Below are 12680 nucleotides of genomic sequence, written 5' to 3' on the forward strand. Positions count from 1 at the left end.
CCCGGCCTTTTGGGTGGTCATAACCACACAGGGCATATCATACAGCAGAAATATGAACTTGTCATGAACTGCCCCCTGAGAAATTCAGGGAAGGAGGGACAAAGGGTCAAAGGTACAAAAAAAGTTCAGCAGATAGGTATTCTGTATCGCCTCAGGGGGGATCAGGCTGTTTCGGAGCAGCCAGCAGGCGATGAAAATCAACGCCCCGCCCTTGAGCAGCCCCAGGGCCGCCCCGCTCCAATGGTTTAAGGCGGACAGGACGGGCAGCCGGAAGGCCAGGTCCAGGGCATGGCTCAACAGGAACCAGGCGATGAGAACAGCTACAAACGCCAGCAGGAAGAGAACCATTCTGGCCAGCTGGACGGCGGCGTATTCCGCCAGTGCCTTAGCCGCGCTGGTGGTCACCTGAGCCACTCCGTTGTCCACGGCCTCCTGGAATGCCTGTGCCAAGCCGCGGTAGAGCGCGGACTCCTGAAGCGCTTCCAGCACCTCTGAGATGGGCAGCTCCTCCAGTGCCGGCGCTTCTCCCCCGGTAGAGGCGAGGGAGTCCTCCACTTGAAGGGACTGCTCCAGCGTCCCCTGGATCTGGCGCTCGATGGCGGGCCGTATGGCGTCTGCCACCGGCCTGGCCAAGTTGTCCGAGATAACTGTGGCTCCGATAAAGGCCACAAAGATAGCCAAAAAGCCGCATAATGTCAGGATAAAACCCCGGCTGTACCCCCGCCACAGGGCAAAAAGGAGAATCAAGGCGATGATAACGTCAAAAATCAGATAATTCATAAAAACCTCCATGGGAAAACGGGGAGAGATCAGCTTGGGATATAGAGCCAGGCCAGCTGGTCGTCGGCCAGCAGGGCAGAGCCGTTGGAGGACAGGGCGGTATATCGTGCCCCCTGGGTGTCTCCCAGTCGGGCGTATTCCACCAGCTCCGGCGTGTAAATGGTCAGTCGGCTGCCGGTGAGCAGGGAACAGTAACCGCCAGCGCTGTCAAAGTCCAATACCTGGCTCCGCAGCTCCATGCTGCTCCTCACTTCTCCCTCCGGATCGATGGTCATGACCTGGTTCGCGCTGCCTGCCCGGTATCGGCCCAGCAGGAGCAGCGCAAAGCCCTCCCCTCCAAAGTCGCAGCCCTTCAGATAAGACCGCCCAAAGGGATAACTGTTGGCAGATTTTCCATCGTCAGACAGTGTCATGACTCTGTCCTCCCCCAGCACCCAGAGAAGGCCGTCCTCATAGTCCAGATCCAGCACTGTCACACTGCCCAGGCTGACCTGGGCCTTGGGCTCCTTCTGGTCCACGGGGAAAAAGAGCACCTGACTAAGGAAGGTGCCGCCCTCCTGGTCCATTGTGACCACCGCCACGGTCTTACAGTCGGGAGACAGGGCAGCGTCCACCACAAAGGTGGAGGACAGGCTGATCTGGATTACTTCGCTTCCAGAGGCATCGTAGACTGTGACCGCCCCCTTGTACCCGCTCCGCTGGGCGGTGACCGCCAGCCAGCCGCTGTCGTTGGCCCGGGCGGACAGCAGGTCGCCGTCCCCCTCTAGGGACAGGTCAAAGACCTCCTCCGTCCCCCGGAAGAGGAACAGGGACTGCCCCCCGGCGTCATACACTACCCCCGCCTTGGAGGAGGCGGACAGCACCGGGTTGTCCATTGACAGCACTTCCTCGGCGTACTGGCGGCCAGAGAAGGAGTAGTAGTGGGCCCCAGCGGCTGAGGACATTAGAATACCATTTTCCAGATACGCCAGTGACATCTTGTCCCCGCCGGCGTGGGTGAAGGGGACCGCCTCGCCGGTATCGCTGGTTTGAATAGAGCGGTAGGCCAGCCACCGCTTCACCGCGTCCAGGTTGAAGCGGTCCCGGTACACGACCAGAGCCAGGGCGCCCAGCACCAGGGCCGCCGTCACCAACAGGGCCAGCAGCCGAAACAGGATATTCGGTTTTTTCGCCTTCTTGGCCGGCTGTTTTCCTTCCATTCTATTCGTCCTTGCTTCTCTTTAGTAGGGGTGCTCCCCTAGTCACAGCACATCTTCCTCATACCACAGCCTGGTCATATACAGCCCCCCCGGCGGGACCGTGGGGCCAGCCAAGGTGCGGTTGCCCGAATCCAAAATGGCCGGGATGTCCTCTGGAGCCAGCTTGCCCTCGGCAGCATAGACGATGGTGCCTACCATCGCCCGGACCATGTTGTATAGAAAGCCGTTGGCGCACACCTTACACTCTATCAGTTCCCCCTGGCGGGAAACGTCGAAATAGTACACCGTCCGCACAGTGGTCCTGGTTTCGGTGCCCACGGACCGGACCGCCCGGAAGTCGTGAGTGCCCACGAACTGGCTGGCCGCCCTCCTCATCACGGACTCATCCAAGCGCTTCGGATAAAACCAGGCCCGGTCCACATAGAAGGGGTTGCCCAGCCGGGAGTTATACAGGCGGTAGGTATACTCCTTTTTCTGGCAGGAACCGATGGCGTTGAAAGAATCGGGCACCTGAGTGGCCTTGACCACCACAATATCGTTGGGCAGCCGGGTGTTGACCGCCAGAGGGATCCGGTCACAGGGTATCGTGGAGGTGGTGCGGAAGTTGGCCACATAGACCTCAGCGTGGACGCCCGCGTCGGTACGGCCCGCCCCGGTGCATTTCACTGGATGGCAAACCACAGTGGACAGGGCCTTTTCCAGGGTTTCGGCCACGGACACAGCGTTTTTCTGAACCTGCCAGCCGTGATAGGCCGTACCGTTATACATCAGCTTTAAGGCAATATTGCGTTCCATGTAACACCTCGGTTCGGGTTGGTAAGAAGCGGGGTCGGCCCCTATTGGTTGATCTCCCGCCGCTCCGTCCGGCCCATCAGGTAGTCCAGGCTGACGTTGAAGTAGTCGGCCAGAAACACCAGACCAAGGGCGGTAGGGTGGCACTTTCCATACTCATAATCCTGATAGGTTCGGTATTTGACCCCGCAAATATCAGCAAGCTGGTTTTGAGTCAGATGCTGCTCGTTCCGTAGTTCCTTGATACGTTCTGCAAATGTTGCCATAATACGTCCTTTTCTCTTGATACACGGAATTTTCGCGCTATACCATATAATACACGGAAAAACCGTGATATTCGGAGGGTTAATCAATTATGAACATGATACTGTATAAACTCTTTCAAGACAACCCTGGGCTTGCCGGGGAAGTGGCAAAGTTCTGCCGAACCGTCCCTGGTTACCAGACGGCAGAGGCAGATTTTGCCAGCCAGGCTGACCAAATCAGCCGGCTGGTAGGGCCGGAATGTTATTTCCCCTTTGAGGCGGCTATGAACGCCCAACTGGCCTATGAGGCGCGTGCCTACTACCTGTTCGGTCTGGGCCTGCGGCGGGAGCTGCTCTCCGCCCTGGAGCCGGATGATCAAAGCCCAATATGCGCCAGCACGCCCACTCCCACGGCCACGGCCAGGAAAAAGGCCAGCACCATATAGTCCCTGGCCTGATACTTCAGCTGGCGCAGACGGGTGCGCCCCTCTCCCCCGTGGTAGCAGCGGCACTCCATCGCCACCGCCAGCTCATCCGCCCGGCGGAAGGCGGAGATAAACAGGGGGACCAGCAGCGGGATCAGGGCCTTGGCCCGCTGGATCAGGTTCCCGCTCTCAAAATCGGCTCCCCTGGCCCGCTGGGCGGACATGATCTTGTCCGTTTCCTCGATCAGAGTCGGGATAAACCGCAGGGCAATAGACATCATCATGGACAGCTCATGGACGGGGACCCGGATCTTCTTCAAGGGATTCATCAGAGACTCCAACCCGTCCGTGAGCAGGATGGGCGAGGTGGTGTAGGTCAACAGAAAGGTGCCAGCAATAAGCATCATGATGCGGACCACCATAAAGAAGGCCTGGAACACCCCCTCCATGGTGATGGTCAGTACCCATATCTTTACCAGCACATGGGTACCGGGGGTGTAGAATAGGTTGAGGATGGCTGTAAAAATGGCAATGAACAGCACTGGCTTCATCCCCCGAAGGATGGAGCGCACTGGGACCTTGGATACGGCGATGGACAAAGCCAGCAGGCAGAACATGATGGCATAGGTGACAAACCACTTAGCCAGAAACAGGGCCACGATATAGATCACCACAGCAATCAGCTTGGTACGGGGGTCCAGCCTGTGGACCAGGGAGTTACCTGGAAAATACTGTCCCAGGGTGATATCCTTCAGCGCCATTCAGCCCACCCCCTTCTCATTGCGGCCCAGCTTGGCCAAAATGGCGGCCTTGGCCTGCTCCACCGTGAACACCGAGGGGTCGATGTCCACCCCCAGGGCCCGAAGCCGGTGGAACACCCTGGTCATCTGGGGGACGCCCAGCCCCATCTGTTCCAGCTCGTCCCCGTGCTGAAACACCTCACGGGGGGTACCCTGGAAGGGGATGGTCCCGTCGTCGATGACCACCAGCCGGTCCACAGTGCGGGCCATGTCCTCCATGGAGTGGGACACCAGGATAATGGTGGCGTTGTGGGCCTGGTGGTAGTCCCGGATATTTTGCAGGATGGATTCCACTCCCTCCGGGTCTAGTCCGGCGGTGGGCTCGTCTAAAATGAGCACCTTGGGCTCCATGGCGATAACTCCGGCGATGGCTACCCGGCGCTTCTGGCCGCCGGACAGTTCAAAGGGAGATTTCTCCAGCTGGTCGTCCCGCAGGCCCACAAAATAAGCGGCGGACCGCACCCGGCGGTCGATCTCCTCCTCGTCCAGCCCCATATTTTTCGGACCGAAGGAGATGTCCTTATAGACTGTTTCCTCAAAGAGCTGGTACTCCGGGTACTGAAAGACCAGCCCTACCTGGAACCGGCTTTTTCGGGTGGTCTGGGGGTCGGTCCAGATGTCAGTGCCCTGGAGGAGTACCTGGCCCGATGTGGGCTTGAGCAGGCCGTTCAGATGCTGGATCAGGGTTGACTTCCCCGAGCCTGTGTGGCCAATAATGCCCAGATACTCTCCGGGATAAGCCTGAAAATCCACCTTCTCCAGTGCGGTGCGCTCAAAGGGTGTGCCGGCGGAGTAGGTGTGCGTCAGTTGTTTCGTTTCAATGATAGGGTCCATGAGAGGTTCCATCCTTGTATCAGTGGTACACGCCCCAGTGATGGAGTCGCGTCCAAAAAACTCTCCCCCAAGGGAAGGCACATGGGAGCGCGGCAGAGCCCGTCCCCAACAATAACATATCAGTTCCCGCTTACGACAGCACGGACCACAGGGCCGCGGCACACTCCTCGTCTGAGAGGGCGTCCAGAGGGACGCTGATCCCCTCCTGCCTCAGCTCCCAGAGAAGCTGGGTGGTCTGGGGGACCGTGAGCCCTACCGCCTTCAGCTCCTCCACATGGGAAAAAACCTCCTTAGGCACTCCGTCGGCCACCACACGGCCCTTAGACATAACCACCAATCGGTCAGCCTGTGCGGCCTCGTCCATGTGGTGGGTGATAAGGACCACCGTAACTCCCCGCTCCTGGTTCAGCGCCTTGATGGTGCGGAGCACATCGGCCCGTCCGGTGGGGTCCAACATGGCGGTGGGCTCGTCCAGCACGACGCACCGCGGCTCCATGGCGATGACTCCGGCGATGGCGATCCGCTGCTTCTGCCCTCCGGACAGCAAATGGGGAGCGTGCTCCCGGAACTCATACATATTTACCGCCTTCAGGGCCTCATCCACCCGCTTGCGGATCTCTTCCGGGGGGACGCCCAGATTTTCAGGTGCAAAGGCCACATCCTCCTCCACCACATTGGCGACGATCTGGTTGTCCGGGTTCTGAAACACCATACCCACCGCGCGGCGGACGTCCAGCAGCCTGTCCTCATCCGTAGTGTCAATGCCGTCCACGTACACCTTGCCTCCGCTGGGCAGCAGGATAGCGTTCATATGCTTGGCCAAGGTGGATTTTCCGCTCCCGTTGTGCCCCAGGACGGCTACAAAGGAGCCTTCCTTGATGGCCAGATCTACGCCGTCCAGCACCACTGGGGACACCCCCTCGGCCGCCGGGTAGGAGAAACGGAGGTCTTCAGTTTTGATGATGGTGTTGCTCATATGATAGCCCTTTCTGGATAGAGTTGAGAGCAGAGAGCAAAGAGTGGGGATATAGACGCATATCCGTGCGGTTTCACTCCGCCTTTCGTCCTATTGTTGTTCCACCACACGGCCGGGACTCGCCCTGATCTCTTCCCTCTCAACACTTCACGCCTCATGCTTGACCCAACGCCCCGTGGCCCCACAGGGGAGGACCAGCCCGCTTTCGGTGACGGGCAGCCCCAGCTCGTCACTGGTAGTGTGGCCGCCGAAGCGTTTGGAGAGGATGGTCTCCAGGATATAGGTCACCACGCTGGGCGCCAGCCCGGTGGTGTAGGAGTTCAAAATAACGAACAGCGGGTCGTCGGACAGCACTCCAGATACCAGCTCCACGAATGGAAACAGGTTTTCCTCCAGCTTCCACACCTCTCCGGTGGGGCCCCGACCATAGCTGGGCGGGTCCATGATGATGGCATCGTACCTCCGTCCCCGGCGTATCTCCCGTTCCACGAACTTGGCACAGTCATCCACAATCCAGCGGATGGGCGCTTCCTCCAAGCCGGAGGCCCTGGCGTTCTCCCGTGCCCACTGGACCATACCCTTGGCTGCGTCTACATGACAGACGCTGGCTCCGGCCGCGGCGCAGGCCACGGTGGCCCCTCCGGTATAGGCAAACAGGTTAAGCACCGAAATAGGCCGGCCGGCCTTTTGAATCTGTTCCCGGGCAAAGTCCCAGTTGACCGCCTGCTCTGGAAACAGGCCGGTGTGCTTGAAGTTCATGGGCTTGATGTTAAAGGTCAGGTCCCCATAGGATACCGTCCACCGCTCCGGCATGGACTTATTCTGCCACTGTCCTCCCCCCGTGGAGGAGCGGGCATATCGGCCGGCATTCACTTTCCAACCCCGGTGGGTCCGGGGCGTGTTCCAGATGGCCTGGGGGTCGGGGCGGACCAACAGCTGGTCCCCCCACCGCTCCAGCTTTTCTCCCCGGCCACAGTCGATCAGCTCATAATCCTTCCAGTTGTCGGACGCCCACATATATGGCACACCTCACCTGTTCGATCCTCCTGATATACAGGGGCAAAACGATTGGAAAACTAAGTTAGTATATCATTCCAGACCGTTCCAGTCAATGAATTATGACTGATTCCCTGTCGAAAGGGCAGAAAAACCTTCCTTTCCCCTGCTGGGGCCAGAGAAAGGATTGTAATTATTCCCGACCTGTGGTAAGATATCTGGGAAAATGACAAAAACCGCGGTTTGTTCCGCGTTTCAGAGAGGTGCTATCCATGGACCATCCCTTTCGAGGTGCTGCCTTCGGCGGCTTTAACCGCCAGGACGTCCTGACCTATTTAGAAAATACCGCCAGGGAAGCCGCTCAACAGCGCGAGGCCCTGGAGCAGCAGTTGGAACAGCAGCGTCAGGCCGCCGAGTCTGCCCTTCGCCAGATTGAGGAACAAAGCCAACAGATCCTCCAGCTCCAGCAGGCCAACCAGCGGCTCCAGGAGGAGAAGGACGCCCTCTCCGGTCAACTGGAGCAGACCAATGTGGCCCTGTCCACCAGCCGTACCGAGCGCAGCCAGTTAAGCGACCGGCTGGCCCAGCTAGAGAACTCACTGGCCCAGGCCCAAACCAGGATCGCCGCCTTGGAACCGGATGCCGAAGCTTACGCCGCCCTGAAGGAGCGGACCGCCGGCGTAGAGCTGGAGGCCCACCGACGGGCCCAGACCGTCCAGGAGCAGGCGGAGGAGCAGGCCCGTCAGCTCCGCCGTCAGATGGAGCGTTGGATGCAGCGAGTGGAGCAGGAATACGATGTTCTTCGTACCCAGGTGGAGTCCACTGTTTCTCATGCTGCCGACCAGCTGGACAAGGCTGGCGCCGCCTTGAAAGAGGTGGGCGTCCTCCTGGAAGCCCAGGATGTGGCCCTGGATTCTCTGGCCCAAGCTTATGCGGACAGCGACCTCACCAAGGTGAAGGCTCCCATGCCCATCCCCGAAAGCTGACTGAAAAAAGCAGGACCGCCGGTGGCGGTCCTGCTTTTTCTGTTTCCATCAATAGTTTTCAGCCTTCAGCTGGAAATAATCCCTGGGATGGGCGCAGACGGGGCATACCTCGGGGGCCTGCTTGCCCACATGGATGTGGCCACAGTTGGAGCACTGCCAAATCATGTCGCCATCGCGGGAGAAGACAATGCCGCCCTCCACGTTGGCCAGCAGCTTCAGGTAGCGTTCCTCGTGCTCCTTCTCGATCTTGGCGACCTCCTCAAACAAGAAAGCGATATGGTCGAAGCCTTCCTCCTTGGCCTCCTTGGCCATGGTGGCGTACATATCGGTCCACTCGTAATTCTCACCCTCGGCGGCAGCCTTTAGATTCTCCGCGGTAGTTCCAATGCCCTCCAGCAGCTTAAACCAGATCTCGGCGTGCTCCTTCTCGTTGGCGGCGGTCTCTTCAAAGATCTTGGAGATCTGGACATAGCCGTCCTTCTTGGCCTTGGAGGCGAAATAAGTATACTTGTTGCGGGCCTGGGACTCGCCGGCAAACGCGGTCCACAGATTGGCTTCGGTCTTGCTTCCCTTCAGCTCAGGCATGATAATTACCTCACTTTCCTGTATTTGTTAAATGAGAATTATTCTCAATAACTTAGTTTTAATATAGCAAACCGGCGCGAAAATGTCAATGGGAAAAGCAAAAATTTTCCTCAATTTTTTCTCACGCTCCCCTGGAAAAAGGCGTGGAACCTGTACCATAAAACAGGCAGAAATCGATCAGCCGGGGGCGGCCATTCCTTTGCAGGATGGCCGCCCCCGGCATCTCCCTGTTATACCCGCTTCCAGGACGCGCCTCCGGGCACGTCGGTGACCTCGATGCCCATCGCCTTCAGTTCATCCCGGATGCGGTCGGCTTCGGCAAAATTCTTTGCCTTTTTGGCCTCGCCCCGTGCCAGCACCAGAGCATCGACGGCCGGGTCCCCTTCGCCGGTGACGGTATAGCCGCCGGCAGACTGGGACTTCTGAGCCGCCTGCTCCTTCCGCACCTTCTCCGCCTTTTCCAGCAACGACAGGGACAAAACCTGGTCAAAGCTGTTCAGGATGGCCAGCTTGGTGGCCCCGTTGGTCTTGGCCTTCAGGGCGTCATACAGGGCGGTGACTCCCATGGATGTGTTCAGGTCATTGCCCACCTGCTGACGGAATTTCATCTGATACTCACCCAAGAGGTCCTCGTCCACCACACCGTCCTTGGGGTCGATGGCCGCGATCTTGGCAATCAGCTTTTGGTAAGCCCCAGCGGCGTTATCCAGATTTTCCCAGGAAAAGACCAAGCCCTTGCGGTAATGGGACTGGAGGCAGAAGAACCGATAGGCCAGAGGGTCATAGCCCTTCTCCTCCAGTAAGGACACAGTGAGGAACTCCCCCTTGGACTTGGACATTTTTCCGCTGTTTGTATTTAAATGGTGGACATGGAACCACTGCTTACACCAGGGGTGACCCAGGTAGCTCTCCGACTGGGCAATCTCGTTGGTGTGGTGGGGGAAGGCATTGTCGATCCCGCCACAGTGCAGGTCCAAATACTCTCCGTTGTGCTTGAGGGAGATACCGGTACATTCGATATGCCATCCGGGATAGCCCACCCCCCAGGGGGAATCCCACTTCAGGGCCTGGTCCTCAAATTTGCTCTTGGTGAACCAGAGGACGAAGTCGTTTTTATTCCGCTTGTTGGAGTCCTCCTCCACGCCCTCCCGGACGCCTACCGCCAGGTCCTCCTCATCGTGGTCGTTGAACACATAATAGCGGTCCAGCTTGGAGGAGTCAAAATAAACGTTTCCTCCAGCCAGGTAGGCGTACCCCTTTTCGATCAGGCCGGATACGATCCGGATATAGTCCTCAATGCAGTTGGTGGCGGGCTCCACCACGTCGGGCCGCTTGATATTCAGCTTTTCACAGTCGTTGAAAAAGGCGTCAGTATAGAACTTGGCAATCTCCATGACTGACTTGTGCTCCCGTTTGGCGCCCTTGAGCATCTTATCCTCGCCGGTGTCAGCGTCAGAGGCCAGATGGCCCACATCGGTGATGTTCATGACCCGATTGACCTCGTACCCATCGTAGCGCAGGAATTTTTCCAGCACATCCTCCATGATATAGGAGCGCAGGTTGCCAATGTGGGCAAAGTGGTATACTGTGGGACCGCAGGTATACATCTCTACATGTCCGGGAGTATGAGTTTGAAATTCCTCTTTCTTATGGGTCGCGGAATTATACAGATACATGGTACCTCTCCTTTTTATCTAGTCTCTTTCTCTTGTCCTCAGAGCGCAGGCGGCCGGTCAGACCGTCTCCCGCTCTCCCTGTTCCCTAATAATCTCGTATCGCTCATCCAGCAGCTTTTCGATAAATTCCAGTCTGGAGGACAGGGCCTCCAAACGCTCCAGCGTGGGGTTTTCCACGCTGGTCTGGTCCACTTCATCCGCGTATCGGGTGGTGCGTCCGGCGATGCGGACGATCTGGGCCGGGATACCCACGGCAGTAGCGTCCTCCGGCACCTCGGACAGGACCACGGCGTTAGCCGCGATCCGGGAGTTGTCGCCCACCTTGATGGGGCCCAGCACCTTGGCCCCGCAGCTGACTAGGACATTATTGCCAATGGTGGGGTGGCGCTTGCCCTGATCCTTACCGGTTCCCCCCAGAGTGACTCCATGGTAGAGCAGGCAGTCGTCCCCCACCTCGGCGGTTTCTCCGATGACGATGCCCATACCATGGTCCATGACCAGACGGCGGCCGATCTTGGCCCCAGGATGGATCTCAATACCGGTCCAGAACCGGCTCCACTGGGAGACTGCCCTGGCCAAAAATTTCAGATTATGACAGTATAACCAATGGGCAAGCCGGTGATACAACAGGGCATGCACCCCTTGATAGAGCAAAAATATCTCCAATTTGGAGTGCGCGGCCGGGTCACGGCGCTGATACGCCTCCAAGGTTTCCATGAGGGATCTGAACATAGGCTCCTCCTTCCTTGTTTTGCGGTAATCCTGCCCCTCGCTGGGCAGGACAAAAAGAAAACCTCTTATGCCCATTTTGGCATAAGAGGCGATGACTCGCGGTTCCACTCTCATTTCTCACTTGACCGGCCGCTATCGGGGCCGAACCGGAGGCCATTACGCCCCGCGCTCCCGGACGCACTTCACGTCTGCCGCTGTGGGCCCCCTTTCAGCCGGTGAAGGGCCCTCTCTGTCCGTTGGCCGGGACGCTACTCTTTCCGTTCCTCGCGCTTGTTACAAGTCATTATATTAGCATCCTTCCTGGGAGGTGTCAAGTATAGCCCCGCCTTTTTCTCTGTTTTTCCCCCTCCAGCCGCCTGTCAACTTCAAGTTGACAAATTTCCAGCTTATTTTTCTTGTCATATCGTGGGATTTGGGGTATCTTGGATGCAGGATCAGAAAGGTGGGAGGACCATGATGGAACTGTATGAACGGATCGCCCTGGCCCGGAAGCAGGCCGGATTATCCCAGGAGCAGTTGGGAGAAAAGCTAGGCGTCTCCCGGCAGGCGGTAAGCAAATGGGAGAGCGGACAGACAAACCCAGATGTGGCCTATTTGGCAGAGATGTGCCGTCTGTTTGGCGTGTCCTCCGACTGGCTGCTTCTTGGAGAGGAGAGCGCCCTGGAGAGGACCCCCGCGCGCTGCCCCGGTTGTCAGGCCATTGTCACCGGTCTGGACCGGTTCTGTCCCAACTGTGGCCGGTCTCTTGCAGAACGTCTGGAAGATGGGACGTACACCCTTGTCATCAATCATATCACGGATCCTAAAATGGTCCGGGACCGTTTAGCCCAGTTTTATCGGGAGGTGCTGCAAGATGAGACCTATTCCGCTGTCCTACCGGACGCCATCTTGCGAGATGCGGAGGCGGGCGTTCTTTCCTCCCACTCTGTCGAGAATATGCTCCTGTTCCCGCCGGTCATATTGATTACAAACGCCAGTTATACCACGGTCCAGCGGGCCCTGAAGCTGCTGGACCACTTTGCGGACCTCCGCTCCTATCCCTCCGACGCGGGCAGCAACCTGGAGCAGTTGAGCAAGAGATTCCCTGTGGATGACCTTTCCAGCCGTGAGGAGCCCCGCCGGGAGCCCCTGTCTTTCGGTGCCGCAGTGGGTGCCGTTATCTTAGGCTTAATAGTAACCGTGCTGCTCCTCAGCTTCCTCTGACCTTGGATATTCGGACATTTGACCTGCGGGTGTGCGGCGGGGTCCTAGTATTTTATATCGTCAACCGCTGCCTTCTTATTCCCAACTCAGACGGACACTTAGGATGGTTCCTGTCCTGCTATGCCAACGACCTGTTTGCCGGGGGAGCCATATGCGCCTGGGCTGACTACCTTTTGCGCTGGGGCAGGCTAGCCCCCCTTCGCTCGGTAAAGCACACGGTCCCCCTGCTTCTGGCCTGCGGGCTGGTGTGGGAGGTTCTCGCCCCACTTTGGAAAGCGGGGGCAGTCTTCGACCTCTGGGACTTCATCGCCTATCAGGCGGGCGGACTGCTCTACTTAACCGCCAGAGAACGGGCCTGTCGATAGCGGTCCTCCGGGCTTATTCTGAAGAAAGGGTCGTCTAAGCACCTGTGAAAGTTCAAGAAACCGGCTGACCAAGCCCGGTCGAAAAA

At 58.3% G+C, this 12680-nt stretch carries 15 protein-coding genes; 4 read left to right on the forward strand and 11 right to left on the reverse strand.

The features are described 5' to 3' along the window. Positions 1-84 precede the first annotated feature (84 nt). From OCV64_RS14045 to OCV64_RS14060, 4 genes are read right to left on the reverse strand one after another with little or no spacing between them, the layout of a single operon-like run. Positions 85-780: a CvpA family protein gene (locus OCV64_RS14045; RefSeq protein WP_240287233.1), complete on the reverse strand. Its 696-nt coding sequence runs from the start codon at positions 778-780 to the stop codon at positions 85-87. 29 nt (positions 781-809) lie between these two features. Further along, positions 810-1979, reverse strand: coding sequence for a DUF5711 family protein (locus OCV64_RS14050; protein ID WP_262670370.1), 1170 nt, complete (start codon positions 1977-1979; stop codon positions 810-812). Positions 1980-2021: 42 nt separating this feature from the next. Beyond that, complete coding sequence (truA, locus tag OCV64_RS14055; protein WP_147572081.1) at positions 2022-2774, reverse strand: tRNA pseudouridine(38-40) synthase TruA; 753 nt, start codon at positions 2772-2774, stop codon at positions 2022-2024. A 41-nt stretch (positions 2775-2815) separates the two neighbouring features. Further along, on the reverse strand, positions 2816-3037 hold the full coding sequence (locus OCV64_RS14060) for a helix-turn-helix domain-containing protein (protein ID WP_147572080.1): 222 nt from the start codon (positions 3035-3037) through the stop codon (positions 2816-2818). Positions 3038-3126: 89 nt separating this feature from the next. Between OCV64_RS14060 and OCV64_RS14065 the strand changes: the two genes are divergently transcribed. After that, a complete protein-coding gene (locus OCV64_RS14065; protein WP_262670371.1) occupies positions 3127-3462 on the forward strand; it encodes a hypothetical protein in 336 nt (111 codons plus the stop codon). Here OCV64_RS14065 and OCV64_RS14070 read toward each other — a convergent pair. The 4 genes from OCV64_RS14070 to OCV64_RS14085 form a co-directional block, all read right to left on the reverse strand. After that, positions 3393-4202: an energy-coupling factor transporter transmembrane component T family protein gene (locus OCV64_RS14070; RefSeq protein ID WP_240287225.1), complete on the reverse strand. Its 810-nt coding sequence runs from the start codon at positions 4200-4202 to the stop codon at positions 3393-3395. The two genes, OCV64_RS14065 and OCV64_RS14070, sit on opposite strands and share 70 nt — an antisense overlap. Continuing rightward, entirely contained in the window at positions 4203-5075 is an 873-nt protein-coding gene (locus OCV64_RS14075) for an energy-coupling factor transporter ATPase (protein WP_147572077.1), read from the reverse strand. Positions 5076-5205: 130 nt separating this feature from the next. Next, positions 5206-6051, reverse strand: coding sequence for an energy-coupling factor transporter ATPase (locus OCV64_RS14080; RefSeq protein WP_147572076.1), 846 nt, complete (start codon positions 6049-6051; stop codon positions 5206-5208). 147 nt (positions 6052-6198) lie between these two features. Beyond that, a complete protein-coding gene (locus tag OCV64_RS14085) occupies positions 6199-7068 on the reverse strand; it encodes a class I SAM-dependent methyltransferase (protein ID WP_147572075.1) in 870 nt (289 codons plus the stop codon). A 251-nt stretch (positions 7069-7319) separates the two neighbouring features. Here OCV64_RS14085 and OCV64_RS14090 point away from each other — a divergent pair, with 251 nt between their 5' ends. After that, on the forward strand, positions 7320-8033 hold the full coding sequence (locus OCV64_RS14090) for a coiled-coil domain-containing protein (RefSeq protein WP_186852032.1): 714 nt from the start codon (positions 7320-7322) through the stop codon (positions 8031-8033). 48 nt (positions 8034-8081) lie between these two features. Here the strand turns inward: OCV64_RS14090 and rbr are convergent, their stop codons facing one another. The 3 genes from rbr to epsC form a co-directional block, all read right to left on the reverse strand. Beyond that, positions 8082-8618 carry a rubrerythrin gene (rbr, locus tag OCV64_RS14095; protein ID WP_147572073.1) on the reverse strand — a complete coding sequence of 179 codons (537 nt, stop codon included), beginning with the start codon at positions 8616-8618 and terminating at the stop codon, positions 8082-8084. Between the two features lie 230 nt (positions 8619-8848). Continuing rightward, on the reverse strand, positions 8849-10294 hold the full coding sequence (gene cysS, locus OCV64_RS14100) for a cysteine--tRNA ligase (protein WP_186852031.1): 1446 nt from the start codon (positions 10292-10294) through the stop codon (positions 8849-8851). 57 nt (positions 10295-10351) lie between these two features. Beyond that, positions 10352-11026, reverse strand: coding sequence for a serine O-acetyltransferase EpsC (gene epsC, locus OCV64_RS14105; RefSeq protein ID WP_147572071.1), 675 nt, complete (start codon positions 11024-11026; stop codon positions 10352-10354). A 453-nt stretch (positions 11027-11479) separates the two neighbouring features. On the opposite strand from epsC, the gene OCV64_RS14110 reads away from it, so the two are divergent. Together OCV64_RS14110 and OCV64_RS14115 are read left to right on the forward strand one after the other, a co-directional pair. Continuing rightward, positions 11480-12229, forward strand: coding sequence for a helix-turn-helix domain-containing protein (locus OCV64_RS14110; protein ID WP_262670372.1), 750 nt, complete (start codon positions 11480-11482; stop codon positions 12227-12229). A gap of 2 nt (positions 12230-12231) precedes the next feature. After that, complete coding sequence (locus tag OCV64_RS14115) at positions 12232-12594, forward strand: hypothetical protein (RefSeq protein ID WP_262670373.1); 363 nt, start codon at positions 12232-12234, stop codon at positions 12592-12594. The last annotated feature ends 86 nt before the right edge of the window (positions 12595-12680 follow it).

This window comes from Muriventricola aceti, from assembly GCF_025567565.1.
Taxonomy (GTDB): Bacteria; Bacillota; Clostridia; order Oscillospirales; family Oscillospiraceae; genus Lawsonibacter; species Lawsonibacter aceti.